Here is a 23,728-nt window from a genome sequence, read left to right as displayed (position 1 = left end):
CTGTTGAGGTGATGGAATTGCTATCCAGCCTTTAGAGGGTCTCAATGGAGGGTCTTACGGCTCTCACCAATCCTGATCCGATCCAGCGCCCGATTTAACGCATTCAAGGCATCGAGAAGGGCTTTCGCCTCAGCTTCCCGACCATCCCCCCACAGGCGTTCAGCCATTTTGTTCAGCGCCTGGATAGAGCGCTCAATTTCAGCTGCGGTCGCCGCTGCTTTATTTTCCTGCTGTTTCTTCGGCATTGCTGTAGTCCTCAAACCTGTGATCAGGTGCTGGTCGCTCAGGACGCAAACCAGACTTGACCTCCAGATCCTGTCCGCGCCGATATGGGTGAAATCCCGGTCCCTGGGCCGGCAGGCAAAGGAATGGGGAATCCGTTGCGGGGGGCAAGAAGGCTACTATCCGTGGTTGTCGGAGCGTTAGCGGGGATTCGTATCGGGAGACATCTTCTGCCGCTCGTGGCTTCAGTGCTGTTTGATACTTTTCCAGGCAACAGGCGCTAGAAGTAGTACTGCCAGCAAAAACACTGTCTGCGAAATATAGAACGTCTCCAGCCATTGTCGGTTCAGCACCACATAGAACGTGTTATGGATCACGTCCACAATGATGATTGCAGCTGTGAAAACGATGCCTGGTCGGGGGGTTGTGAAGAGCAAGAGTGCGGCCAGAGGATCTAAAAACGTGAGCGCTGCCCAGAACAAACGGCTGGCCCATGGAGTACTGTCACCGTATCCGTAGTCCCAAAGCAGCCCATGCGTAAGGTCTGCATGCAGGTGATTGGCTGTAGCAACGAGGAGGCAGCCCGCAAACAGGGCACGAATGGCAAAAGATAATCTCGGCACGGCATCGTTCGCTGATGGTCATTGGTATCACCATCGTATCGAAATCAGCGAGCTACACGTGACTGGCGACTGCTAGCCGATTGGGTTTAGCGCCGCCCTTCGACGATCATGCGCACGGCCAAGCCCGCGAGGACCGTCCCCATCAGCCAGCGTTGCACGATCTGCCACACGGGCCTGCCGGCGAGAAATGTCGCGATGGAGCCAGCCATGATGGCAATCAGCGCGTTGACGCTCACGCTAATGACGATCTGCGTAAAGCCAAGCACGATGGATTGCGCCAGCACGCTGCCGTGGTCGGTGGGGTCGATGAACTGAGGTAGCAGCGACAAATACATGACCGCAACTTTGGGATTCAGCAGGTTGGTGACAAAGCCCATCATGAACAGCTTGCGCGGGCCATCCTTGGGCAAGTCTCGCACCTGGAATGGGGAACGGCCGCCGGGTTTGACCGCCTGCCAGGCCAGGTAGAGCAGATAGAGCGCACCGCCGAGTCGCAGGGCGTCATACGCATAGGGAACCGCCAGAACCAGGGCCGTGATGCCCAATGCGGCGCAAAACATATAAACGACGAAACCCAACGCTACACCGCCGAGGGAAACCAGTCCGGCCATTCGTCCCTGGCAGATCGACCGAGAGATGAGGTAGATCATGTTCGGGCCGGGAGTCAGCACCATGCCAAGTGAGATCAGACCGTAGGCGAGCAGGTTGGACAGTTCGGGCATCGCGTAACTCCTGATGGATGAGATAACGAATCGAAAGCTCCGCTAAATTAATACAAGCGGTTTTCGCCATCTCTGAGGTATGCACCTGGATGGAGCGAACGATAGTAGGGCGGTCAACGGGAGAGTGTTAGATACAGATTGATTCGCAAAACGTCATACAGCGTTTGCAGCATTCGGTATCCACTTCCCGGGATACGTTACAACTTCAACGTGAGTAATGGCTTACTCCATTATTGCAGCCGAGGTGCCTTTTATAGGCACCTCGTCTGCTATTTACGAGTGCTCGCCACGATCCTTCACAGCGTTATTGTCAACCTCGGGGTGCTTCGGCTCCGACGCTTTCAGCGACTCCGAAATGATGCTCAGGGCAGCGGTTGGAGACTGGTCTTGATGGCAGTGACCACACGATTACGGCCTTGGTGTTTAGCGTGATACAGGCGTTGATCGGCTACGTGCAGAATGGCCTCGATGGTGTCTCCGTCGCGACCGGATTGCGATATGCCGATGCTCACTGTGACCATGGTCAGCCGCTGAAAGCCGCTATTAAAAGAAGTATTTGCAACGCTGGTTCGCAGACGCTCGGCGATGACATGCGCGGCCTCTAGTGAGGTATGAGGTAGCAGAATCATGAATTCTTCCCCACCCACTCGGGCTACACCGTCATACGGGCGGATCGAATCGAGGCATTTCTGCACGAACTCTTTCAGAATGTCATCGCCAACCTGATGCCCGAAGCGATCATTGATGGACTTGAAATTGTCCAGATCAAGTGCCAGTACGGAGAACGGCTCACCGCCGCGGTTGGTCCGGCCAATTTCGGCTTCGACCCGCTCTATGAACCGACGCCGATTATCAGCTCCTGTCAGTGGATCGGTCGCCGCAAGGTGTCCGAGTTCCTGATTGGTGCGCTGGAGCTCCACCAGCGCGTTCTCGGTGTACTCCATAGCCTCGGCAAGACGCACCATCAACTCCTCCTGGGTGTAAATTGTCGAGAAGGACCGCGTGGTGAGGAACGCTTGTACTACCCCATAGCTCAGCAGGAAGAACCCAGCGGCGAAGATCGCATGGGCGAGCCACCACATGTGGTTCCAGGGACGTCCAAGGATGAATGCAAGAGATGACAACGCGAACGCCGTGACCGAGATGACAAAAATCACCATCAACTGCGAGCGGATACGGCGGAGCAGGAGCATTGCCACGTTCAATATGGACAAAACCAGGGCGCCACCTTCCAGCGAAAGGCGCACCGCAAGTTCGCCGGCGAATGATGAGTTCGCGACGAACGCCACTATCAGATCAACCAGCAGGAACAGTCCTATCCAGGTCAACCACCGGCGGGGCTGCATTCGTTGGTCTGCAGCATCGGGTGGGCGGTGGTATGACAGCATTCCGACTAACAGCAGTATCGACATGACCAGTCGAGAGGCCGGCCCATAAAGCAGGAAGAGCCAGATATTGTGGTGTGCGAGCCCGGTGAACGCACCGTGCAATGCATAGATCAGTACAAAACCGAGAAACCCAAGCGTCATCCATCGCAGCAGCGGCTCTCCCGATGACTGATAGCAGCGCCACGTCACGTAAGTGACAAACAAGCCTTCCAGAGTGGCTGCCGTGATCGCAATGATATGGAACGTGTGGTTCTCGAATAGAAGGGTGGGGTCCTGAAAGAAGTACAAGTAGCTAATCAGGTAGGCAGGGATAAACGCAAACCCTGCGAGCAGCAGGCAGGCATAAACCTTGATGATGAGACGGATGGCTTCAGGTGGCTCGCCGGTGGCGATGCTATTGCTCATGGCTCCCTCCAATATTCAATATGTTTTGCCAGCACCGGACCGGTAGTAGCTCCGTCGCCGCATACACGCTGCGGCGGATTTAGAGTGTAGAGCGCGAAATTGATCGGACTCCGGTCTTCCATGGCTTTGGCTCCTGTGGCGATTAGTAGCCTAGTCGAGTAATGACAGAGCTGCAGAAGGAACGGTCTGAATTTGGTATAGCAACTCCTTCGCGGGGGGCGCGCGACGCAGCGGTAGGAAATCTTGAGGCGATGGAGGGGCTTTCGTTCGGTCGGGGCAGGACACCGGGGGAGGGGTTATGCGTGTCCGGTGCGGTTCAGTCTGCGCATGATTTGAGCCAGCAGGCATACGTCTATTGAGACGATCATCGGCAGCTCCCCATGATGTCCTGCGTCCGATTGCACTGAACAAGCGCATTTCTGGCACAACGCATGCACCGTTTTTCACAAATGTAAGTTAACCCTTGATTACAAAGTATGACTAAAATACGCCCAGTGGCCATGAGCTAGCTTTCTGCTCAGGCTCCCGTGCTTGACCGATTCATTTGATAGTTGGATCTCGGACGCTGCGTTCAACTCAGGCTTGTGGCGCGCGGCATGTACTCTTCTGAACTGTGACGAATTCCCGTGAAACTCATCATTGTCTCCCTTTACGTTTTATCCATTGCGTATGTGCATCTACGTGGTCGCATCCGGCACAAACTGAGTCGCCAGCTCAGTGACCATTCGACCTTTCTGGCGCCGGTCAACTGCTTCCTGTACCTGTTTTCGAAAATCCCCAACAAGCCTTATCTGAATCCAGCCGATTTCCCGGACCTGAGCCCCTTGCAGGCCAATTGGCAGGAAATCCGCGCCGAAGGCCAAAATCTGCTCAGGGCAGGGGAGATCAAGCGCTCGGACCAATACGACGATGTGGGCTTCAACTCGTTCTTCAAAACCGGCTGGAAGCGCTTCTATCTGAAGTGGTATGGCGACAGCCACCCGTCGGCCACCAAGCTCTGCCCGCGTACCACGGAGCTGGTGCAAAGTATTGGTTCGATCAAGGCAGCGATGTTCGCCGAATTGCCACCAGGCTCGAAACTGGTCCGTCACCGCGACCCGTATGCCGGCTCGTACCGTTACCACCTGGGTCTGGACACGCCGAACGATGAGGGTTGCTACATCGACGTCGACGGCGAGCGCTATCACTGGCGTGATGGCGAGGCGGTGATGTTCGACGAGACTTACATTCACTACGCCGAGAACACCACCCAGCAGAATCGCATCATCCTGTTCTGCGACATCGAGCGCCCGCTGAAATACCGCTGGGCCACAGCGTTCAATCGCTGGTTCAGCCGCAACGTGATGTCCGCTGCTGGCGCGCCCAACGATGCGGGCGATAAAACCGGTGGCATAAACCGGTTTTTCGGCAAAATCTACAAAATTCGTTTGCGCGGTAAAGAACTGAAAAAGCGCAACCGGACGCGTTACTACCTGGAAAAGTGGGCGATTTTCGGCGGTTTGCTGGCCATTATTGTATTGATCTGAACACGATCCACGCGCCAGCAGCCTTTGCTGGCGCGGTGAGGTTTACCGGCCGGTTTGCGGTGCGGTCAATCGGTGTGATATCTGCGCTGGAGTATTGTCTTCACAGGGGCGAATCCTGCGCGTAGCGTGTTATCGAAGACTCTATCTGCATGTACTGGAGGAACTCCACCATGAACAGGTTTGTGCTCGGTACCAGCGCACTGGCGTTGAGTGGCTTGCTGGGCACTCTGACCCAGGCCGGCGCAGACATTGGCATGCTGGCTGCCACGGTGGAGCATCCGATCCTGCTGACCCAGAATCTCCCTGACAACTCCGATAACCCCTACAACAGCCCGATTCGCCGGGTAAATCCCAACAGCATGCAGGGCACCCAGCCCAGCGCGCCGGTCATTCGCGGGCCGAATACCGTGCCGGTTCCCCGTCCTCCGACCCTGGAAAACGGCGGGATCGGCAATGGCTATCCGCGCAGCGGGACTGCGCCGGGTACAGTCAAACCGTATAGTGCGCCCAAGCCAGCCCCCCGAGATTCGGACACCAGCAGTTATTGAGTGGTAGTGACCGTAACGCAGGCGCCATCCTTCCGGGCAGAACGGTGTTCGTGGATGGTTTTTTCCAGGCGCAAGGCGTCGGCATGGTCTTCGTAAAAGTCGCGAATCAACGCAAAGCGCCGGTAGCCGCTACGTTCATACAGCGCAATCGCTATCGGGTTGTCGGTACGCACCTCCAGTCGCAGACAGGTGCAGTCGCGTTCCCGCGCACAAGTCTCGATTCGCTCCAGCAGTTGTTTGCCCAGGCCAGCACCTCGGGCTTGAACCGAGATGGCAATCGAGTACAGCCGCGCCTGCGAGGTACCGCGGTGAAACAGCACCAGGGCGTAGCCGAGCAATTGATCCGCACACTCGGCGACGATCAACTGCCCGTGGGCACGCTTGATCATCCACTGGAAATTACGGCTGTTGAGCCGGTCGGTGGTGAAACATTGCTGCTCAAGTTCCAGGAGTGCTGCCAGATCATTCGGTACTGCAAGGCGAAAGACAAGATTCATATGACCACCGTAAAAGTTGCGTAACAAAACGGGACTTTCGAAAAAGTTCGTGCTTAATAGGAAAGGTCTTGTTCTCCAACGGATCAATCACTATGTCAGCACTACAAGGTMATTGGCGTGAAGTATCGGAGCAACGTTTACCGACAGCAATAACCAAAGCAACTTATTTATCGGAAGCTGCCAGAGCGTCCAGTCAGTTGGTTATTATTGTCGAACGCAAGGAAGACTGGGCGTCTTACTTTCCCAGTGAAGACATCGTCAGTGCCCAGGAGTATCTCGAGCAAACCCGTGGCAGCGAGCAGGGCAAGCGGGTACAGGTGATCAACCTGTGCCGCAGCTACAAGTATCTGGGACACGGCTACTACTGCTCATTGCTGGCCGAAGCCCGCGGGCACAAGGTAATTCCTTCGGTGCGAACTATCAGTGAACTGACGCGTAAGTCCCTGTATGGCCTGTCTCTGGACGATTTGGATAAAACCTTGGACAAGGCGCTCAATAATCACCTTTACAGCGACACTGAAGGATTTACTCTGACGCTGTATTTCGGTAAGACCAATATCGAACCATTACAGGATTTGGCGCGTCAGTTGTTTGAAGTGTTCCCTTGTCCGATCGTGCTGGTAGAGTTTCGCCGACGTAACGGCTGGCACATTGAAGGCGTCAAGTCTGGTGCGTTACATAAGTTGCGAGAAGATCAGGAGGATCACTTCGCTAACGCTCTGGACAACTTCAGTCGCAAGATCTGGCGCCTGCCGCGTTCACGCCGACTGGCCCGTTATGACCTGGCTATCCTCCACGATCCGCAGGAAGCGCTGCCGCCATCCAATGCCAGGGCGTTGGAGAATTTCGTCCGGGTGGGCAAGGGCCTGGGCATCGATGTCGAGTTGATCGAACGCAAGGACTACGCGCGTATCGCCGAATATGACGGGTTGCTGATCCGCGAGACCACCAGCGTCGATAACCATACCTACCGGTTTGCGAAAAAGGCCGAAAGTGAAGGCTTGGTGGTGATGGACGACCCGGCGTCAATTCTGCGCTGTACCAACAAGGTCTACCTGACGGACTTGCTCAACAGTCATCAACTGGGCATGCCGGCCACGGAAATTCTCTACAAGGAGCGACCGGAAGATTTTGAGCGGGTAGGCGAGCGACTGGGTTTTCCATTGGTGCTGAAAATTCCTGACGGCTGCTTCTCGCGAGGGGTGATCAAGGTTGAAAGTCAGCAAGCCCTGCTCGAAGCCACTGCTGAGCTGTTCGAGCATTCGGTATTGCTGCTGGCTCAGGAGTTCTTCTATACCGAGTATGACTGGCGTATTGGCGTGCTCAACCGCAAACCGATCTTCGCCTGCCAGTACTTCATGTCCAAAGGCCATTGGCAGATTTACAACCACAAAGCCAAGGGCCAGGATATCAACGGCGAGTGCCGTACCCTGGCGGTTCATGAGGCGCCCAAGGCCGTGGTGGACCTTGCAGTGAAAACCGCCAACCTCATCGGCGACGGGCTGTACGGTGTCGACCTCAAGCAGTCCGGCGACAAAGTGGTGGTGATCGAGGTCAACGATAACCCGAACATCGATGCCGGTATCGAAGACGCCTATTTGCAGGACGATCTGTATTCACTGGTGCTCGAGGAGTTCGTCCGCAGACTCGAACTCAAGCGTCGCGGGCAAGCCTGGTGAGCTATTGCGTACGCCAACAATGTCCTTAAGCTACGCTCCCCTGAATCAGCGCGACGTCATCCGCGCATGGCTTTCAAGTAATCAGCAGGAATACCGCATGGACAGGGAACAGGCGATTGCCGCGGTCGTCTACCGCGGCGATAGCGTTGAAAACACCCACATCGCGCATGTCGCGGTCGTCGATGCTCAGGGCCGCTTGCTCAGCGGCTTTGGTGACTCATCGCGCATGACGCTGGCACGGTCCGCCGCCAAACCTGCCCAAGCGTTGGCGGTCATGGAAACTGGTGCACTCGAACAATTTGGTCTGGACGATGCTGACCTGGCCTTGATGTGCGGTTCCCATAGCAGCGAAGCACGACATATCCAGCGAGCGCTGGGCATGCTGGCCAAGGTCGGCACCGGTGAAGCAGACATGCGCTGCGGCGGCCATCCACCCATCTCGGATGAGGTTTATCGGGCCTGGATCAAAAGCGATTTTGTACCCGGTCCGGTGTGCAGCAATTGCTCAGGTAAACACGCTGGAATGTTGGCGGCCGCCAAAGCGCTGGGGGCAACGCTGGAGGGGTATCACCTTCCAGCTCATCCGCTTCAGCAGCGGGTGATGCAGACGGTGGCTGAGGTTTGCGAGGTTTCAGGTGCCGCCATTCAGTGGGCGACCGATGGCTGCAACCTGCCCACGCCGGCTTTTGCACTGGATCGGCTGGCGTTGCTCTTTGCCAAAATAGCCAATGCTGCCGATACCGACGAAAGTACCCGGTCTCCACGTGAAGCTGAATTGGCGCGGATTTACCGAGCCATGACCACATACCCTGAGCTGGTCGCCGGGGAGGGCCGTTTCTGTACGGCGCTGATGAAGGCCTTCAACGGTCAACTGGTGGGCAAGGTCGGCGCCGACGCGAGCTATGCAATGGGTGTGCGTGGTGTTGCCGGCCAGCAGGCGCGGGGTATTGCGGTAAAAGTCGAGGACGGAAATCAGGCCGTCCTCTATGCGGTGGTCTGTGAAGTATTGACGCAACTGAACATCGGTACGGCCGCGCAACGTGCCCAACTCAGTGCCTGGCATCACCCGCCAATGCTCAACACGGTGAAGGTGAGGACCGGACGTATCGAGCTGACGTTTTCACTGGAGCCCGTTTAGCGCTCAACTATCGCATTCGACAGAAAACTGGCCATTGACTTGCCTTTCGCGCGCAGCTAATTTCGAGCCATGACTTTCACCGTATCGCACCGCCAGCCAAGCATTATTACCGCCATTCCTTATTTGGCGGGCTAGCTGACGACTGCACCCAACCCGCCCTAGAGGCGGGTTTTCATTTTCTGTCTCCGGGGCCGTGAACAAAGCCAGGAGACGTTGATGGACACCAACACCGACACGGTCACCGCCAAGCAGGCCCTGCTTGGGCACTACGTAAAAAAAATCCTCGCCGCGCCGGTTTATGAACTGGCAGTGCGCACACCCTTGCAGATGGCCCCGGCGTTAACCGAGGTGTTGGGCAACCAGATCCTGCTCAAGCGTGAAGACCTGCAACCAACCTTTTCCTTCAAGATTCGTGGTGCCTACAACAAGCTAGCCCAGTTGAGTGCCGAGCAGAAGGCTCGCGGCGTGATCACCGCGTCCGCTGGCAATCACGCCCAAGGCGTGGCACTGGCGGCGCGGGAATTGGGGATTGAGGCGAGTATCGTCATGCCCACGTCAACGCCGGAGCTGAAAGTGATTGGCGTGCGCAGTCGTGGCGCGAATGCGGTGTTGCATGGCGAGAGCTTTCCGTTCGCCCTGGAGTACGCATTGAACCTGGCCCGGCAAACCGGCCGCACTTTTGTTTCGCCCTTCGACGATCCGGACGTGATCGCGGGGCAGGGCACGGTGGCCATGGAAATCCTGCGTCAGCATCAAGGCCCATTGGATGCCATCTTCGTCCCGGTGGGCGGCGGCGGTTTGATCGCCGGCATCGCCGCGTACGTCAAATACCTGCGGCCGGAGATCCGCATCATCGGCGTCGAGTCGGAACACTCCGCGTGCCTGCAAGCGGCAATGCTGGCGGGAGAGCGGGTGGCGTTGCCAAGCGTGGGCACCTTCGCCGATGGTGTAGCCGTCGCGCAGATCGGTGAATATGGCTTTGAGATCTGCCGCCATCACGTTGATGAAGTACTCACGGTCAGCAACGACGAACTGTGCGCGGCAATCAAGAACATCTACGACGATACCCGCTCGATCACCGAGCCATCCGGCGCGCTGGCCGTAGCCGGAATCAAGAAGTACGTGGCGCAAACCGGTGCACAGGGGCAGACCCTGGTGGCGATCGACTCGGGGGCCAATATCAATTTTGATAGCTTGCGACATGTGGCCGAGCGCGCCGCGTTGAGCGGCGCTCCGGTGTAAGTCGCTGAAGGGGATTCAGGCGAGCAGCGGACGCAGAAACGTCCGCTCGTAGCTGAGGATGAATTTCTTCTCCAGCACCAGCGCCACCAACGCGGTGCTTTCGGTGTCGGTCAGGGCAATATGCCGGTAGCTTTCGTAGTCTGCCAGCGAAGGAAAGCTGAACAGGCAATAAGCGATATTGCTCGCGCCTTCGGACGGTAGGAAGTACCCGTGGTGCGTACCGCCCAAGCGTTCGACGACACCAAGCCAGGCCTTGGCATAGGCTTCAAAGTCGGCGAGTTGGTAGGGGTCGATCACGTATTTGACGTGGCAGGTAATCATTGTGCGCGCTCCATTTATTCTTGACGGGCTTTATCGACCTTGTCCGACGCCGACCAGATCCGGTAGCGCACTTCGACATCTTTCGGCACGTAGACCACAATCGGCAACTTACTGTTGTAACGCAGCCGGAAACCCTCACCGATGACCGGCACGAAGTCCTGTTTGCGCTTGCCGTCCGGGCACGCCATCTGGGTGCTCATCGGGCCGCTGACTTTCTCCAGTCGATAGAACGGATAACCCCAGCCTTCAAGGTTTTTTTCCTCCAGCGTGCCACCCAGACGCTGGTGATTGCAATCTACGGTCAAGGTTTTGCCAGCGAGGATTTCGACCTGGTAATTGTCTTCCCGGGTTTGCGGAGCGAGGTGAATCACCTGGCGGGTAAAGCCGCTTTCAGCCTTGGGATAGGGGGCAACGTCTTCGAGTTTCGCAGCGCTGGCCAGAGTGGACAGACCGGACAGCAGTACCGCTGCGGCGGTGAGAATAGATGAGCGCATGATGCCTCCTTGCTCTTGGTTGAATCATTGAACGCAAGCATTCTCAATGCACTGGCGTCTCAATGCAAACCACGACGGCAAAGTTGGCAACGTGAGGGATGATGAGTGGCAATCATGCGTTTTGCACGAGGCCACTTGGCGGTTCGTCGTAAATTGCTGATTTATTGACGGCCCGTCGTGCGAATTCCCGGGTATGCTTTATGCTTCATTCCAGTGCATTAAAAACACGCCAGGAAAAACCGCGAGATAAGGATGGACAAGACTGACGGCGGTTAACCCGACGATTGATCGATGGTCCTATAAAAAGGGAGGGTTGTAATGTTTCTTTCTGCCTTGGAACTTCGCAATATCATTGAACACAGCTTTTTGCCTAAACGTTGCCAATGCACCTTGTCACCGGACCTGTCGATGACCGTGAAGGTCTACGACAACCACCAGACGGATCAACTGGATCTGGTGGTGACCGGCATCGATGCGAACGCTCTTAATGGCTGTCGTGAAATCAACGACCTGATCGCTGAATTACGCCACGACCTGGAGGATCACACCCCCGGCAGCCATGTGCTCGCGTCAAAGGTCCGCGCGCATTAATCCACGGTTTCTGCGAGTTCGACAGATACACGCCGGGTCTGGAGAAACGCCAGGCCCAGCGCGATCTCCACTGTCACGGCCAGCAAGATACCCGGGCCGGCGTGGCCAGTGAGCCATTCACCGACACCCAGCGTGGCCAGCCCGAAAACCCCCACCACCAGACCGCTGCTCAGCGCGCTACGCGAAACGGACGGCGGCGCGTTGCGCGCCTGATAAAACATCACGCCCAGCGCCACAAACAACATCGCACTTCGTCTGGCCACCAATCCTGTCACGTCCGAGTACCCGATACTCCAGATGGACAGCATCACCTCGGGTATAAAGCCCCAGACCAGCGCCAGCGCAAAACTCAGACCGGCGGTAAACATCGACAGTGTGCGAAACGACAACTGCATGGCGAATCCTTGCGGCAGTAAGGGAGGCCAAAGCATAACCTTTGGCCTCGCTCACGCCCATCGCCAAATACTGCTGCGCAGCGCCATGACTCAGTTCTGATAGCTGCAGGCATCCGATAGCTTGCGGTAGCTGATGTACTCCTGCTTACCCGCGTTGTCGATGAACTTCATCTCCGCCGTCACCACCTTGCAGTCCTGCGTTGCGGGCTCGGTCATCGAAACCACTTTCTTGACGTGCAGCGACATTCCGTAGTGATACGGCACAGGTTGGGAAGGTGCGGAGTCGGCCAGCGCCAGCCCGGTAAACCCGGTGCAGGCGAGGGCAGAGGCCACCAGTAAAGTTCGCATGTTCATGAGAAATCTCCGGTGCAGACGTGAAGTCAGCGCGACACCTGACGATGTCGACCCTGCCGCGCAGGGCGTCAGAAGATTCTGCGCGAACGCGGTCCAGTTAATTTTAGACCGCAGGATTAAGCGGGGGTTAAGCTCGGTGGGTGTTTGGGGGATGGAGCGGGGTGGAGCGGTTTTTGGTCGCTATTGCCTACGGTGGCGCCCTGACACCGAGGGTCAGGCGTTTACGATATAAACCTGAGCAAGCTTCGGCTCCTTCCTACAACGTCATAGGCATCGTCGCCTTTCGCCAGTTAGCGGCAAGGGTTTACTGTTTGCCGTCGCTGCAAAATCAGCGAACGGGTTTGGTCACCTGATAATAACCGTTCATATGTGTTTCATGATTCGCGCTGCGGAGATCCATGTCCTCCTAGTGCGGTTATTTATCAAACAACCGAGTAATCCTAATGCCTACGTTAAATTCATTACCCGATCGTTATCGCGCAATCAAAAGCGGTGTTACCGACTCAAACCCAATGGTCATCGATACCGAGGCCAATCCCCAAGACATACTTGAAGCCGCTCTACAGCGAATCCGTGCCTCCAGCGACCTGCTGGAGACGCTGCACTGCCAGTGCTTCAAACACGGCGATGTCCAAGACATTCCGCACATTACCCATGCACTGTATTTGCTGACTCAGGATGGTTGCGACCTGTTGAAGGTGGCTCAGCAGCGGATGTTGGGGTGGACAGCGCCGGCCTGACTAACCATTGCACAACAAGCCCATCTCCCAAAAAACCGGGCTTGTTTGTGCGAATCTTTTTATTGTGTCGTACAGCTTGGTTGATGGCCGTTTGGCGATCCTGAAGTCCTCTGTCTTTCTACTGCACCAACTGCATGAGACGGGGCATCAAAACCTCAGTGGGATGCCAATCACGCAACGTCGGCAGCAACCCCTTGTTCCGACTCTTTTCGTAATCGTCGGCACCCTCCGGAACAATCAACTCATCCCACACGAAGTAGACCTTCGCGATGACGCCCGTTTGCACGTAATACCCGGGCGATTCTCCCTGCGCATCCGTCTCGAAATAGGTGGGAAGCGGACTATTTGAAAACACCACCGCCATGCTCACGTGCGTCACAGGAGAGTCCGGGCCAGCAAGAAACCTTACTTGAACAAGCGAAGTGGGAGGAAACATCGCCATCCAAAGCTCGCCAACTTGCCCAAGATCAACGATGCCCGGAAGGTCTGGCGCGAGCGGAGCGATATCGGCTAAGCCCCAATCGTCTCCACCGGCCCGAATAGACATAATGGGTGTCTGATCAGAAAAGTCGGGAATGTTATTGCCAATCAGCGTGGCATCATTCCCGGAATGGGCCTCTATCTTGGTAGACTCTGTTACAGCGACGGAGCTCTGGTTAGCGTTATCGCACCCCGCCAACGCCAGAAATATTAATACCCATAAATATGCCATCAAATTTGCTCAAACTTAAATTTTAAAAGAGAGGGGGGAACTTAACTCCCCTCTCTTTCAACGAAGAGTATTTTATTTCAGCGCTTTAATCGGAKGGTCTTGATAGCTGCTATCAACTTCTATACCCGCATCAACAGCCTTTTTTTCACGAACATCACGAATGGCTTTGTAGTTCTTAAGAAGGCCCGGCAACAACTCTTTCCAGCGTGCCTTGTCTTTTGAGTCATTAAACGCAGGTGCCCAGTATTCACGCTCTGTTGTAAAACTCAAACTTACCAAATATGWTCCACGTTCATTAGGAGCGTCGTCAGAGTCGCGCCTCTGTGCCCTCAGGGTTAGGTGATTTCCATTGTTATAAAAATTCCAATCATAAAAATCGTCTACTTTCAGCCAGCGATCTAGATCCAGGCGATAGTCAGGATCTAACCATGGATGACTCAGGACATAGTCTCCAAGCACCTTACCAGGCGAGCTAATCTTATCAATTTGCGAACCTGATATCCGCGGATCGGACGGCGCATAATAATGAGTCCAGCCTGCTGATTTTATTTTTTCTAACAGGCTGTATAAGAAAGCCTGATACTCTTTGTGCTTACTGCCGTCAGGGAGAGATCTAACGGACAAATCAAGGCTTTCTATGTTGTTTCCTACATCTTTATCAATCGCAATACTCACAGCTGCAACATCATCAAGTATCAAGGCCCCATTGACCTTCACAGACGGTAGATCAACATCGCCAAAGGACTTGTCAATTTTGTACCAGCACATGTTCACCTGCGACATGCACTCTTCAGAAAACTTCACAGAGCTTGCGGTCAACAAAGTGTTGATATCTTCCTGTAGCTGAATTTCGATCGTCGACTTCTTGCCCGTCATAGAACCACTCCCAATGTCTCTTGCATCACCACAGGCACTAAGCAAAAAAAACAGTACAAAGCAATAGAGCCTCATACTGCATTATTCCAAGTGGCAATGGTTTTAATTTGCTCTTCCATATAATCTTTTTTAAAACCCATCAACTTATGATACTGGGCAGCAATTTTTCCAATAAATTCCATACGATCTGATTCGCTGTAGAGGTTTCCCTTTTCCATTTGAACCCTTAATTCCTTATCATCTACATCGCACGCAGTACTGAAAGCGGCGACTCGTACCGGTACAAAAGGAGCCCACTCAAATGCAGCTTGGGCTTTCAATGTCGCTTGAAAAAAGAATTCGTTGTAAATCAGTGGCTGAAGAATCCTTCGTTGCTCATGATCAGCAATGGCAAGAAGTGACTTCAATTGCAAATTTCTTTTAGTTGCTGGATCTGACGTGCTCTCAGAGTCCTTAATTCGTTCAAATCCTTTCTTTACATCTGGCGTTAAAGAAAGATTCTTCAATACAGGCAAAGCCTCGTCGGCCCACGGCAACTGGTCTATGTTCATCTGCACCTGCGCATCACAACTTTTCGCATTGCGAACAGGTGCGCACTCATCGAACTGATCCGGATGTTTTTTATAAAACCAGTGCCATACAAATATGTCTTGAAACAACCAAAAATTTCCCTTGCCAAGCCCTTTCTTGCCAATCCTTAGAGGTGGCTGGCCAATAGGGGGGACTCCAATCGTCAGGTAAGGCTCTGCAGGAATAAAATCCAATCCGCATTTCACCTGCTTACTGGCAAAGGCGGCCAGCCCCATCCAGTAAAATCGACCTTTTAAATCCGGTTTCCCGTCTTCGCCGCGCTCCAGATAAAACTCGGCATAAGCAGCAGCGATCCGCGCAGCTCGGGCACCGAAATCTGAAACCAGAACCATTTTTGTAGATTTAGAGAAAACACTCTTTTTCGGAACACTCAAGCGACTAATCGCTTCCTGTTGCCCCATCGTCCACAGCTTGTCGCACTTCAAGGTAACGTCTTTAACAGAGCAGCTCTGGCTATTGGTCTTAAAAGTAGCTACGGGTGCGCTCATTTATTTCTACTCGCTTCGTAATCGTCAGAGCCCGGCGGCACAATCAGTTCGTCCCACATCAAATGGACTTCTGCCGTCTCGGCAGTGTCCGTTTCGACACGAGGATGAAGGCCGTCTGCATTACTTTTTGAAATCTTCGGAGCTACTGAGGAAGGAACAATAATGGCGGCTTTCACGGACTTGATAGGTTGTCCAAGCCCGGTCACAAAGCGAATTTGCTCGTCAAACTTCTCACTGTTTGCCGTACCGGATTTAAGTATGTTCCCCGCCCGAGCTTGATCAGCAATCAACGGCAGCCCAGGCATCAAAATCCCGATCCCCGTCCCGCTCCCCGCCGAGCCACCGGAATTCACCTTCACCTCAGCCCCACTAATCGTCACACCCCCCGCATCAACCTTGACGAAACTCCCCCCAGCCTTGGCCGTCAGTTCCATCCCACCTTCCACCACGACCTTTTCACCCGCGTGGTAGTGAATCTCCGTCCCGGCTTCTACAAACTGCGCCGTGCCGACCTTCATGTGCTGGGTCACCCCGACCGTCAGGTGATCATCGGCCCGTGCTTCGGTTTTGCGATCCAGATGGGTGATGCGGTGCTCTTCGGCCTTGAGTTCGGTGAGGGTGTTGGCTTCGACGGTGTCGTGGCGTTCGTTGCCGACGCGGATTTTCTGGTCGTGCTCGATGTTTTCGTCCCAGTCGCGTTGGGCGTGCAGGTAGATCTGTTCGGCACCTTTCTTGTCTTCGATGCGGAACTCGTTGTAGCCCTTGCCGCCCGGTGAGCTGAGGGTCTTGAAGGTGCTGCGGGTCTTGTTCGCCGGCAGGTCGTAGGGGACGACGTTTTCCTTGTGGTACAGGCAGCCGGTGACGAGCGGCTGGTCGGGGTCGCCTTCGAGGAAGGTCACCAGCACTTCCATGCCGATACGCGGGATGGCGATGCCGCCGTAGGCGCTACCGGCCCAGCCGGTGGCGACGCGGACCCAGCAGCTGGTCTTGTCGTCGGCCTGGCCGTCACGATCCCAGTGAAATTGCACCTTGATGCGGCCGTATTGATCGCAGTGGATTTCTTCGCCTTTGGGACCGGTGACCACCGCGGTCTGGCTACCCAGGACTTTCGGTTTCGGGTGTTCGAGGGCAGGGCGGAAGTGCGCGTCCCACGGGGTGGCGAGGAAGCGGTTGCGGTAACCCTGGTGGAAGTCATCCTTGTTCTGGGTGACGTCGCTGGTGACGTTTTCGCCGAGCACTTGCGGCTGTTTGCCTTCGTGAATGACTTCCAGCAGCAGCCACAGGTCGTTCCACTCGGCGCGTGGGTGTTCGCTTAGGGCCAGGAAATGCCCGCTGACCAGGATCGGCTGATCGCTTTTGCCTTCGGCCAGCTGGTAGTCGCTGCGGTGACGTTCCAGGGCGCGGGTTGCCAGTTGCTTGCCGCGTTCGCGGTCGGTGAAACGGCCGGGGTAGTCGTAGTCTTCCAGGTCTGGCAGGAATGCACTGCTGGCCGTGCCTTCAGGCAGGATGCGCGGTTTTTCGAAGTCGTAATCGCGACGGCTGACACGGCTGGTGCGGGTTTCCAGGCGCAGGTTGAAACGCTTGATCACCGGTTTGTCGGCGCTCATGCCGGAGTCTTGCTGATAGGTCACCGGTGCCAGTTTGCGGAACACCGTCTGGTCATCGCCGAACACCAGCTTGTGGCCGCTGGCACTGTGCTGGAAGTGAAAGTGGATGCCTTCTTCTTCGCACAGGCGCTGGATGAAATGCAGGTCGGACTCGTCGTACTGCACGCAGTACACACGCTCGGGGTAGATCGCGCCCAGCTGGAAACTGTAGGCGTCGGACAGAATGCCGCGGGCTTCGAGGACCTGGGCGATGATTTTCGGCACGCTCAGCTGCTGGAAGATCTGCTGGTCATGGTTGTGGCGCAGGTAGTTGAGCTGCGGCGTCAGGCTGATGCTGTAGCGCGTCAGGCTTTTGCCCGAATCGCCTTGGGCGATGCGGTAGACCAGGCCATGAATGACGCCTTCGCCGGTAGCGCCGAAGGTCAGGCAGGCAGGTTTGTGCAGCAGCTCTTCAAGCTTCAGGTCGGGACGGGAACTGACCAGTTCGATGTCAAAACAGAACGGCTGATTGAGGGCTTCACGGCCAACGAAACTGAGCACCTGAAGGTCAGTGGAAACACCTTCGAGGGTGAGAGAAATATGGGTAGCGTTAGCATCCAGCATGCCTTTGATTCCGTCCTTTGAAAAACCAGGCGGCGATGGTGCAGGATTAAACCTGCTGGTTCAAGGCGAAAATGGACTAGACGCGGGCTGTGGCAGGTATGGGGAAAACCCCTATTTACAGGGTTCAGGCCAATGAATTCAGGGGGGCGGTAAGCTGTGCGAGGTTGTTAAGCGCTATGGGTAACTTATCGGTGGGCAGGAGTCGGCAGTCATTTTCAGACTAAAGTCGCCTGTGTCAGCTAGCAGCCATCTGCCACTATTGGCAATCACCCCCGTAACTTTTTACTTCATTGCGGCGAACCCTTTCGCTGGATGAACGCTATTTGTGTTGGCTGATTGTCCTGTCGCAAAGATGCACTGTTGGAGCTTTTTTTCATGCGTCCCCCGTTTCCCCTCATCACTCCGTGCCCGGCTCTGGGTTTCGGCGCTTTAGTCCTGTGCGCAGGTTTTACCGCGCACTCCCAGGCCAGCGGTTTTATCGAAGACAGCAGCGCCAAAGTCGAATCGCGCACGGTGTATTTCAACCGCGATTTTCGTGACGGGCATACCTCGAACGAGCAGGGTGCGTCGAAACGTGACGAGTCGGCCCAGGGTTTCATTCTCAATCTGCAATCGGGCTACACCGAAGGCGCCGTTGGGTTCGGTGTCGATGCATTGGGCATGCTCGGCCTCAAGCTTGATTCCAGCCCCGACAGCAGCAACAGCGGCTTGTTGCCGTCAACCGGGGAGAACCCACGCGGTTCGAAAGACCAATACGCCAAGCTGGGCCTGACGGCCAAAGTCCGCGTTTCGCAGAGCGTCCTGAAGTACGGCGCATTGCTGCCGGACCTGCCGTTGCTGAAATACAACGACGGTCGTCTGCTGCCAACGATGTTCAACGGTGCAATGCTCACATCGAAAGAACTCAAGGACCTGACCTTCACGGCCGCACGCCTGGACAAGTACACCGCCCGGGACTCCACCGACGCCGAGGACATCCGCGTGCACTGCAAGAACAAGCGTTACGCCTGCAACGTCACGGCTGATCACTTCGATATGTATGGCATCGATTACAAGTTCAACGAACGCCTGAGCGCTCAGTATCACTACGCCGAACTGGAAGACATCTACCGTCAGCACTTTGTCGGTTTGCTGGCCAACCAGCCGTTAGGCTCGGGCCTGATGAAGGCTGACCTGCGTGTACTCGATAGTGCCGACAGCGGCGCCGCTCGCGCCGGCTCCATTGAGAACCGCGCCTTGAGTGGCATGCTCGGCTACACCCTCGACGGTCACACGCTGAGCGCCGGCTGGCAGCGAATGATCGGTGACAACTCGATGCCGTACCTGGATGGCAGTAACCCGTATCTGGTCAACTATGTGCAGGTCAACGACTTCGCTGCGGCCCAGGAGCGTTCCTGGCAGTTGCGCTACGACTACGACTTCAAGGCCATCGGCCTCAATGGCTTGAGCTTCCTGACCCGCTATGTGAATGGCGATCACATCAAGGTGCCGGGCAGCGAGCAGGAAGGCAAGGAGTGGGAGCGCGACAGCGAGCTCAAGTATGTAGTGCAGAGTGGGACGTTCAAGGACCTGAGCCTGCGGCTACGCAACGCGACGTACCGGACCAACTACGAGCAGTTCGCCCGGGATGTGGATGAGACCCGGTTGATTGTGAGTTACAACTTTTCGATTCTGTAGCGCCTGACAGAATGCCATCGCGAGCAGGCTCGCTCCCACATTGGATCTTCATGTGATGCAAACTCTGCATACGACTCAGATCTCCTGTGGGAGCGGGCTTGCTCGCGAAGAGGCCCTCACATTCAGCGCATTTCCAACTGGTGCCGATACGGCAAATCCGGCCCGGTCTTGCTGCAGGTCAGCGCCGCTGCGCTGATGGCGAACCTGAGCATCGTGTCGATCTGTTCGCGGCTCAAGCGCTGCAAGCCGTCGACTGAATCGAGCTGTTGCTCGGTCAGCCAGGTGATCAACGCAGCCTGGAAGGTGTCACCGGCACCGACGGTGTCGGCAATGACCACTTTGCTTGCCGGTGCGGACCAGCTGCCGTGGCGGCGGCTGAACACCGTCGCGCCCTGGCCGCCACGGGTCAGGAACACCAATTGGCAGCGATATTCCAGCCAGCCGTCGATCACGCTCTGCGGCTCGCGGCCTGGATACAGCAGGCTCAAGTCTTCGTCACTGACCTTGATCAGGTCGGCATGCTTTACCAACTCGGCAATCCGTGAGCGCCATAACTCGATGTTCGGTTCGGGATTGAGTCGTACATTCGGGTCGAGGCTGATCAGGCGTTTGCCGCTTTCCCGGCGCACCAGCGCCAGCAGCGTATCGGCAATCGGTTGCACCACCAGCGAGTACGAACCGATGTGCAGACCGCGCACCTCATCGCTCAACTCTGGCAGATGGGCGAGCGTGAGCTGACGATCAGCGCAGCCTTCACCGCGAAAGCTGTAATGTGGCGAGCCGTTGGCACCCACCGCAACCATCGCCAGTGTGGTGGGTGCGTCGAAGTCCAGCAAATAATCCGCACGCACCCCTTCGTCCGCCAGCACCTGCTGCAAGCGACGGCCGAGGTAGTCGGTGGACAGCCCGGCGAACAGCGCCGAGTCCACCCCCAATCGGCGCAAGCCGACCGCCACGTTGAACGGTGATCCGCCGGCAATTGCCTTGTAGTTCACGGTCGAGGCCTGACCGCTCACCGCGTTTTCGCTGAAGAAATCGAACAGTGCTTCTCCACACACCAGATACATAGTTGTTCACTCTTTAAAGGGTTGCGACCTGTTGGCGATAACGCTCATAGGCCTGTTGGTAGGCCGCTACATTCGCCGCAATGGGTTGGGTTTCGCTGGTGGGGTCAAGGCTGACACAGCGCTCGCACAACGCCAACAGACTTTGCTGGGTACCGGCGGCCGACTCGCACCACGCCGCCTGAATCGCTGCACCGAGGGCTGCCGCCTCGCTGTGTTCGGTGCACACCACCGGGGTATTCATGATGTCCGCGACCATCTGCCGCCATGCCGGGCTTTTCGAGCCGCCACCGGTGAGGCGAATGCTGCGGCTCTGCAATCCGTTGTGGCGCAGCAGGTCCAGGCCATAACGCAAACCGAAGGTAGTGCCTTCAACCACTGCGCGGCAAAGGTTGGCCTGGGTCAGGTTGGTCATGTTCAGCCCCAGCAGGCTGCCCGTGGCGTGGGGCAGGGCGGGGACGCGCTCGCCGTTGAGGAACGGCAGCATGCTCACGCCTTCGGCGCCGATCGGTGACTGCTCGACCCGGGCATTGAATTGTGAGAGGTCGAGATCGAACAGCTCACGCACGGCGCTGGTCGCGTTGGTCAGGTTCATCGTGCAGATCAACGGCAGCCAGCCGCCGCTGGAGGAACAGAACGTCGCGACTGACGCGTCCGGGCTGACGTTGGGCTGCTCGGCGTAGGCATACACGGTGCCCGAAGAGCCCAGGCTCATGGTGATTGCACCCGGCTGGATATTGCCGGTGCCGAGGGCGCCCATCATGTTGTCGCCGCCACCGCTGGCGACCAGCGCCTTTGGGTTGATGCCCAACCGTTCGGCGATGTTCGGCAAAATCGTGCCGACCGCCTGATGCGCCTCCAGCAGTTCGGGCAGCGCCGCTTGCAAGCGGCCACTGGGATCGATGTCGCCCAGTAGCTCTAGGTCCCATTGGCGGCTTCGCACATTGAAGTAGCCGGTACCCGAAGCATCGCCGAACTCGCTGCAGCAGCGCCCGGTCAGCCAATAGTTGAGGTAGTCGTGGGGTAACAGAATGTGAGCAATGCGGGCGAAAACGTGCGGATGCTGCTCTTGGGTCCACAACAGTTTGGACACGGTATAGCCCGGTGCGATGGCCACGCCGAGGCGTTCCAGTGAGCCGCTTTCACCGCCCAGATGCGCCAGCAATCGCTGGTTTTCTGCGGTGGTTTCGGTGTCGCACCAGAGCTTGGCCGGGCGCAGGACCTGGCCTTGTTCATCGAGCAGGACCAGGCCGTGTTGCTGGCCTGAGACGCCGATGCCGAGAATCTCCTGGCCGCTGATGTTGGCGGCGAGCAAGGCCTGGCGAGTGGCGAGGGTCAAGGCTTCAAGCCATTGGGCGGGGTCTTGTTCGCGACGGCCATTGGCGTCGCTGATCAGGCTGTGGGCGGCGGCGCCCTGACCGAGGACTTTACCGCTGCGCGAATCGAGGATCAGCGCTTTGGTGCCTTGGGTGCCGCAGTCGATGCCTAGGAAGAATGCTGGGTTTGTCATTGCGTAGTTTTTCTCGGGTCGTTCCATGAAATCTGCGTTTGGTTCAAGAGCCACCCCTCACCCCAACCCTCTCCCCAGGGGGGAGAGGGGAAAGGGAGCTGATCTCCATAGTTTTCAGAACCTGAGTTCGGCTCGATGTTTCAGGTCGCAGTAGTTGTCATAATCAACTCGGTCAGTCCCCTCGCCCCTTGGGGAGAGGGTTAGGGTGAGGGGGGCTCTCAATGACCCTCAACCGAAATCGTTCAACACCCGCTCCAACGTTCGCGTCACGCCATGTTCACGCAAGCTGTTGCAGCACCACTCGAACGCTGCAACGAACTCCGCAGAATGGGGGATTGCCGTGCCAAAGATCTCCTCAACCTCCAGCAACCGCTGAGTGATCAACGCATCATCGGCCACCAGCGCCTGACAGAACTCCGCCCGCGGGTCGGGAATCGAGTAGGTATCGCCATTCTCATCCACGCCCTTCAAGTAAATCGCCCACGCTGCCACCACCAACGCCGCACGTCGGGTCTCGCGGCCATCGGCAATCAAGCGGTTGATGGTCGGTACGGTGAATTTCGGAAACTTCGACGAGCCGTCGGAGCATACCCGCGCCAGTTGATCGGCAATCGCCTGATTGGAGAATCGTTCGACCAGGGTGTTCTTGTACTGCGTCAGGTCAATGCCCGGCACCGGCGCCAATTGCGGCGTTACGTCCAGGTCTATGTAGGCGCGCATGTAACGCACGAACAGCGGATCGTTCATGGTTTCGTGGACGAAGCGATAGCCCTTGAGAAAGCCCAGGTAAGTCAGGGCCAGATGGCTGCCGTTGAGCAGTTTGATTTTCATCTCTTCGTAAGGCGTGACGTCGTCGGTGAACTGCACGCCGACTTTTTCCCAGGCTGGACGACCGTTGACGAAGTTGTCTTCCAGCACCCATTGCACGAAGGGTTCGCAGACCACTGGCCATAGATCGTCGATGCCGTGTTCGTCGTGCAGGTGCAAGCGGTGAGCCGAGCTGGTCATTGGGGTGATGCGGTCGACCATGGCGTTGGGGAAACTGACGTTTGTGGCGATCCAGTCCCGCAGATCGGCATCGCGCAGGGCGGCGAAGGCCAGCAGCGCCTTACGGGTGACCGCGCCGTTGTGTGGCAGGTTATCGCAGGACATCAAGGTGAACGCTGGAATACCGGCGGCGCGGCGTTTGGCCAGGGCCGCACAGAGGAAGCCGAACACGGTTTTCGGTGAGTTCGGATGCGCCAGGTCATGCTGGATCTGTGGCAGTTGGGCCATGAACTCGCCCGTGCTGTCGTCAATGCAATAACCGCCCTCGGTGATAGTCAGCGAGACGATGCGAATGCCCGGGCTGGCGAGTTTATCGATCAGCGCCTGGGTACCGTCTTCGGCCAGCAGCATGTCGCTGATGGCACCGATGACCCGTACTTCGGTGTCGCCGCTGTCGCCCAGCTCAAACAGCGTGAACAGGTAATCCTGGCTGGCCAGGTCATCCCGGGCGCGGCGATCTTCGGCACGCAGGCCGATGCCGCAGATGCTCCAGTCCAGGCCTTCTCCAGTGTTCATCAAGGCATCGGTGTAATAGGCCTGATGGGCGCGATGGAAACCGCCGACGCCGATGTGTGCGATACCCTGGCGAGTCGCACTCAGGGGGTAGGCGGGCAGAGCCACTTCAGCTGCCAGACGGGTAAGGTTGGGCTTGTTCAGTTTCATGTCGG

22 protein-coding genes and 2 pseudogenes are annotated in these 23,728 nt (G+C 56.6%); 8 read left to right on the top strand and 16 right to left on the bottom strand.

The features are described from left to right. Positions 1-41 precede the first annotated feature (41 nt). From AC1DHT_RS10935 to AC1DHT_RS10920, 4 genes are all read right to left on the bottom strand, one after another. Positions 42-245 (bottom strand): exodeoxyribonuclease VII small subunit, encoded by a 204-nt coding sequence (locus AC1DHT_RS10935; protein WP_054597553.1) that lies wholly within the window; start codon positions 243-245, stop codon positions 42-44. A gap of 222 nt (positions 246-467) precedes the next feature. Next, a complete protein-coding gene (locus AC1DHT_RS10930; protein WP_427539578.1) occupies positions 468-845 on the bottom strand; it encodes a hypothetical protein in 378 nt (125 codons plus the stop codon). Positions 846-931: 86 nt separating this feature from the next. Then, positions 932-1,567 carry a LysE family translocator gene (locus tag AC1DHT_RS10925; protein ID WP_427539581.1) on the bottom strand — a complete coding sequence of 212 codons (636 nt, stop codon included), beginning with the start codon at positions 1,565-1,567 and terminating at the stop codon, positions 932-934. A 362-nt stretch (positions 1,568-1,929) separates the two neighbouring features. Then, positions 1,930-3,360: a GGDEF domain-containing protein gene (locus tag AC1DHT_RS10920; RefSeq protein ID WP_427539584.1), complete on the bottom strand. Its 1,431-nt coding sequence runs from the start codon at positions 3,358-3,360 to the stop codon at positions 1,930-1,932. Positions 3,361-3,986: 626 nt separating this feature from the next. On the opposite strand from AC1DHT_RS10920, the gene lpxO reads away from it, so the two are divergent. Together lpxO and AC1DHT_RS10910 are read left to right on the top strand one after the other, a co-directional pair. Continuing rightward, entirely contained in the window at positions 3,987-4,886 is a 900-nt protein-coding gene (lpxO, locus tag AC1DHT_RS10915) for a lipid A hydroxylase LpxO (RefSeq protein WP_054597549.1), read from the top strand. Between the two features lie 170 nt (positions 4,887-5,056). Further along, complete coding sequence (locus tag AC1DHT_RS10910; RefSeq protein WP_427539588.1) at positions 5,057-5,434, top strand: hypothetical protein; 378 nt, start codon at positions 5,057-5,059, stop codon at positions 5,432-5,434. Between the two features lie 32 nt (positions 5,435-5,466). On the opposite strand, the pseudogene rimI reads toward AC1DHT_RS10910, so the two are convergent. Next, positions 5,467-5,931 (bottom strand): annotated as a pseudogene (rimI, locus tag AC1DHT_RS10905) (ribosomal protein S18-alanine N-acetyltransferase); the annotation flags it as partial. 92 nt (positions 5,932-6,023) lie between these two features. Here rimI and AC1DHT_RS10900 point away from each other — a divergent pair. The 3 genes and pseudogenes from AC1DHT_RS10900 to ilvA all read left to right on the top strand — a co-directional run. Then, positions 6,024-7,610, top strand: coding sequence for a RimK family protein (locus AC1DHT_RS10900; RefSeq protein ID WP_477761354.1), 1,587 nt, complete (start codon positions 6,024-6,026; stop codon positions 7,608-7,610). A 97-nt stretch (positions 7,611-7,707) separates the two neighbouring features. Then, positions 7,708-8,748, top strand: coding sequence for an asparaginase (locus tag AC1DHT_RS10895; RefSeq protein WP_427539594.1), 1,041 nt, complete (start codon positions 7,708-7,710; stop codon positions 8,746-8,748). Positions 8,749-8,964: 216 nt separating this feature from the next. Continuing rightward, a pseudogene (ilvA, locus tag AC1DHT_RS10890) lies at positions 8,965-9,972 on the top strand (threonine ammonia-lyase, biosynthetic); the annotation flags it as partial. A 33-nt stretch (positions 9,973-10,005) separates the two neighbouring features. On the opposite strand, the gene AC1DHT_RS10885 reads toward ilvA, so the two are convergent. Together AC1DHT_RS10885 and eco are read right to left on the bottom strand one after the other, a co-directional pair. Next, positions 10,006-10,311, bottom strand: coding sequence for an NIPSNAP family protein (locus AC1DHT_RS10885; protein ID WP_427539597.1), 306 nt, complete (start codon positions 10,309-10,311; stop codon positions 10,006-10,008). A 14-nt stretch (positions 10,312-10,325) separates the two neighbouring features. Next, the gene (gene eco, locus AC1DHT_RS10880; RefSeq protein ID WP_427539600.1) at positions 10,326-10,805 is read right to left on the bottom strand and encodes a serine protease inhibitor ecotin; all 480 of its coding nucleotides are present in this window, start codon (positions 10,803-10,805) and stop codon (positions 10,326-10,328) included. Positions 10,806-11,123: 318 nt separating this feature from the next. On the opposite strand from eco, the gene AC1DHT_RS10875 reads away from it, so the two are divergent. After that, the gene (locus AC1DHT_RS10875; protein ID WP_145016091.1) at positions 11,124-11,396 is read left to right on the top strand and encodes a DUF1652 domain-containing protein; all 273 of its coding nucleotides are present in this window, start codon (positions 11,124-11,126) and stop codon (positions 11,394-11,396) included. Here AC1DHT_RS10875 and AC1DHT_RS10870 read toward each other — a convergent pair. After that, positions 11,393-11,791 (bottom strand): hypothetical protein, encoded by a 399-nt coding sequence (locus AC1DHT_RS10870; RefSeq protein ID WP_427539604.1) that lies wholly within the window; start codon positions 11,789-11,791, stop codon positions 11,393-11,395. The genes AC1DHT_RS10875 and AC1DHT_RS10870 overlap by 4 nt on opposite strands. Before the next feature lie 90 nt (positions 11,792-11,881). Continuing rightward, on the bottom strand, positions 11,882-12,145 hold the full coding sequence (locus AC1DHT_RS10865) for a DUF2790 domain-containing protein (RefSeq protein ID WP_427539607.1): 264 nt from the start codon (positions 12,143-12,145) through the stop codon (positions 11,882-11,884). 443 nt (positions 12,146-12,588) lie between these two features. Here AC1DHT_RS10865 and AC1DHT_RS10860 point away from each other — a divergent pair, with 443 nt between their 5' ends. Continuing rightward, positions 12,589-12,885 (top strand): hypothetical protein, encoded by a 297-nt coding sequence (locus AC1DHT_RS10860; RefSeq protein ID WP_427539610.1) that lies wholly within the window; start codon positions 12,589-12,591, stop codon positions 12,883-12,885. Positions 12,886-13,003: 118 nt separating this feature from the next. On the opposite strand, the gene AC1DHT_RS10855 is transcribed toward AC1DHT_RS10860, so the two are convergent. From AC1DHT_RS10855 to AC1DHT_RS10840, 4 genes are all read right to left on the bottom strand, one after another. Beyond that, positions 13,004-13,597 carry a hypothetical protein gene (locus AC1DHT_RS10855; protein WP_427539613.1) on the bottom strand — a complete coding sequence of 198 codons (594 nt, stop codon included), beginning with the start codon at positions 13,595-13,597 and terminating at the stop codon, positions 13,004-13,006. Between the two features lie 72 nt (positions 13,598-13,669). Further along, the gene (locus AC1DHT_RS10850) at positions 13,670-14,473 is read right to left on the bottom strand and encodes a hypothetical protein (protein ID WP_477761353.1); all 804 of its coding nucleotides are present in this window, start codon (positions 14,471-14,473) and stop codon (positions 13,670-13,672) included. A gap of 71 nt (positions 14,474-14,544) precedes the next feature. After that, positions 14,545-15,552, bottom strand: a complete 1,008-nt coding sequence (locus AC1DHT_RS10845) for a DUF2515 family protein (RefSeq protein ID WP_427539619.1) — start codon at positions 15,550-15,552, stop codon at positions 14,545-14,547. Further along, positions 15,549-17,762: a type VI secretion system Vgr family protein gene (locus tag AC1DHT_RS10840; protein WP_442114742.1), complete on the bottom strand. Its 2,214-nt coding sequence runs from the start codon at positions 17,760-17,762 to the stop codon at positions 15,549-15,551. The genes AC1DHT_RS10845 and AC1DHT_RS10840 overlap by 4 nt, the downstream gene beginning before the upstream one ends. A 375-nt stretch (positions 17,763-18,137) precedes the next feature. Between AC1DHT_RS10840 and AC1DHT_RS10835 the strand changes: the two genes are divergently transcribed. Then, the gene (locus AC1DHT_RS10835; RefSeq protein ID WP_427539941.1) at positions 18,138-19,439 is read left to right on the top strand and encodes an OprD family porin; all 1,302 of its coding nucleotides are present in this window, start codon (positions 18,138-18,140) and stop codon (positions 19,437-19,439) included. A gap of 122 nt (positions 19,440-19,561) precedes the next feature. Here AC1DHT_RS10835 and AC1DHT_RS10830 read toward each other — a convergent pair whose 3' ends face one another. From AC1DHT_RS10830 to AC1DHT_RS10820, 3 genes are all read right to left on the bottom strand, one after another. Beyond that, positions 19,562-20,506: a carbohydrate kinase family protein gene (locus AC1DHT_RS10830; protein WP_427539944.1), complete on the bottom strand. Its 945-nt coding sequence runs from the start codon at positions 20,504-20,506 to the stop codon at positions 19,562-19,564. A 13-nt stretch (positions 20,507-20,519) separates the two neighbouring features. Next, positions 20,520-22,013: a xylulokinase gene (gene xylB, locus AC1DHT_RS10825; RefSeq protein ID WP_427539947.1), complete on the bottom strand. Its 1,494-nt coding sequence runs from the start codon at positions 22,011-22,013 to the stop codon at positions 20,520-20,522. A 228-nt stretch (positions 22,014-22,241) separates the two neighbouring features. Beyond that, on the bottom strand, positions 22,242-23,723 hold the full coding sequence (locus AC1DHT_RS10820) for a mannitol dehydrogenase family protein (RefSeq protein WP_427539950.1): 1,482 nt from the start codon (positions 23,721-23,723) through the stop codon (positions 22,242-22,244). Between the last annotated feature and the right edge of the window lie 5 nt (positions 23,724-23,728).

The organism is Pseudomonas sp. 05N432 (assembly GCF_056396945.1).
This window is presented reverse-complemented; position numbering and strand designations above follow the sequence as displayed.

Coding starts and splice junctions, on each gene's coding strand:
- AC1DHT_RS10935 (WP_054597553.1), bottom strand. CDS start 245: ATGCCGAAGAAACAGCAGGAAAATAAAGCAGCGGCGACCGCAGCTGAA.
- AC1DHT_RS10925 (WP_427539581.1), bottom strand. CDS start 1,567: ATGCCCGAACTGTCCAACCTGCTCGCCTACGGTCTGATCTCACTTGGC.
- AC1DHT_RS10920 (WP_427539584.1), bottom strand. CDS start 3,360: ATGAGCAATAGCATCGCCACCGGCGAGCCACCTGAAGCCATCCGTCTC.
- AC1DHT_RS10910 (WP_427539588.1), top strand. CDS start 5,057: ATGAACAGGTTTGTGCTCGGTACCAGCGCACTGGCGTTGAGTGGCTTG.
- AC1DHT_RS10895 (WP_427539594.1), top strand. CDS start 7,708: ATGGACAGGGAACAGGCGATTGCCGCGGTCGTCTACCGCGGCGATAGC.
- AC1DHT_RS10885 (WP_427539597.1), bottom strand. CDS start 10,311: ATGATTACCTGCCACGTCAAATACGTGATCGACCCCTACCAACTCGCC.
- eco (WP_427539600.1), bottom strand. CDS start 10,805: ATGCGCTCATCTATTCTCACCGCCGCAGCGGTACTGCTGTCCGGTCTG.
- AC1DHT_RS10875 (WP_145016091.1), top strand. CDS start 11,124: ATGTTTCTTTCTGCCTTGGAACTTCGCAATATCATTGAACACAGCTTT.
- AC1DHT_RS10870 (WP_427539604.1), bottom strand. CDS start 11,791: ATGCAGTTGTCGTTTCGCACACTGTCGATGTTTACCGCCGGTCTGAGT.
- AC1DHT_RS10865 (WP_427539607.1), bottom strand. CDS start 12,145: ATGAACATGCGAACTTTACTGGTGGCCTCTGCCCTCGCCTGCACCGGG.
- AC1DHT_RS10860 (WP_427539610.1), top strand. CDS start 12,589: ATGCCTACGTTAAATTCATTACCCGATCGTTATCGCGCAATCAAAAGC.
- AC1DHT_RS10855 (WP_427539613.1), bottom strand. CDS start 13,597: ATGGCATATTTATGGGTATTAATATTTCTGGCGTTGGCGGGGTGCGAT.
- AC1DHT_RS10845 (WP_427539619.1), bottom strand. CDS start 15,552: ATGAGCGCACCCGTAGCTACTTTTAAGACCAATAGCCAGAGCTGCTCT.
- AC1DHT_RS10840 (WP_442114742.1), bottom strand. CDS start 17,762: ATGCTGGATGCTAACGCTACCCATATTTCTCTCACCCTCGAAGGTGTT.
- AC1DHT_RS10835 (WP_427539941.1), top strand. CDS start 18,138: ATGCGTCCCCCGTTTCCCCTCATCACTCCGTGCCCGGCTCTGGGTTTC.
- AC1DHT_RS10830 (WP_427539944.1), bottom strand. CDS start 20,506: ATGTATCTGGTGTGTGGAGAAGCACTGTTCGATTTCTTCAGCGAAAAC.
- xylB (WP_427539947.1), bottom strand. CDS start 22,013: ATGACAAACCCAGCATTCTTCCTAGGCATCGACTGCGGCACCCAAGGC.
- AC1DHT_RS10820 (WP_427539950.1), bottom strand. CDS start 23,723: ATGAAACTGAACAAGCCCAACCTTACCCGTCTGGCAGCTGAAGTGGCT.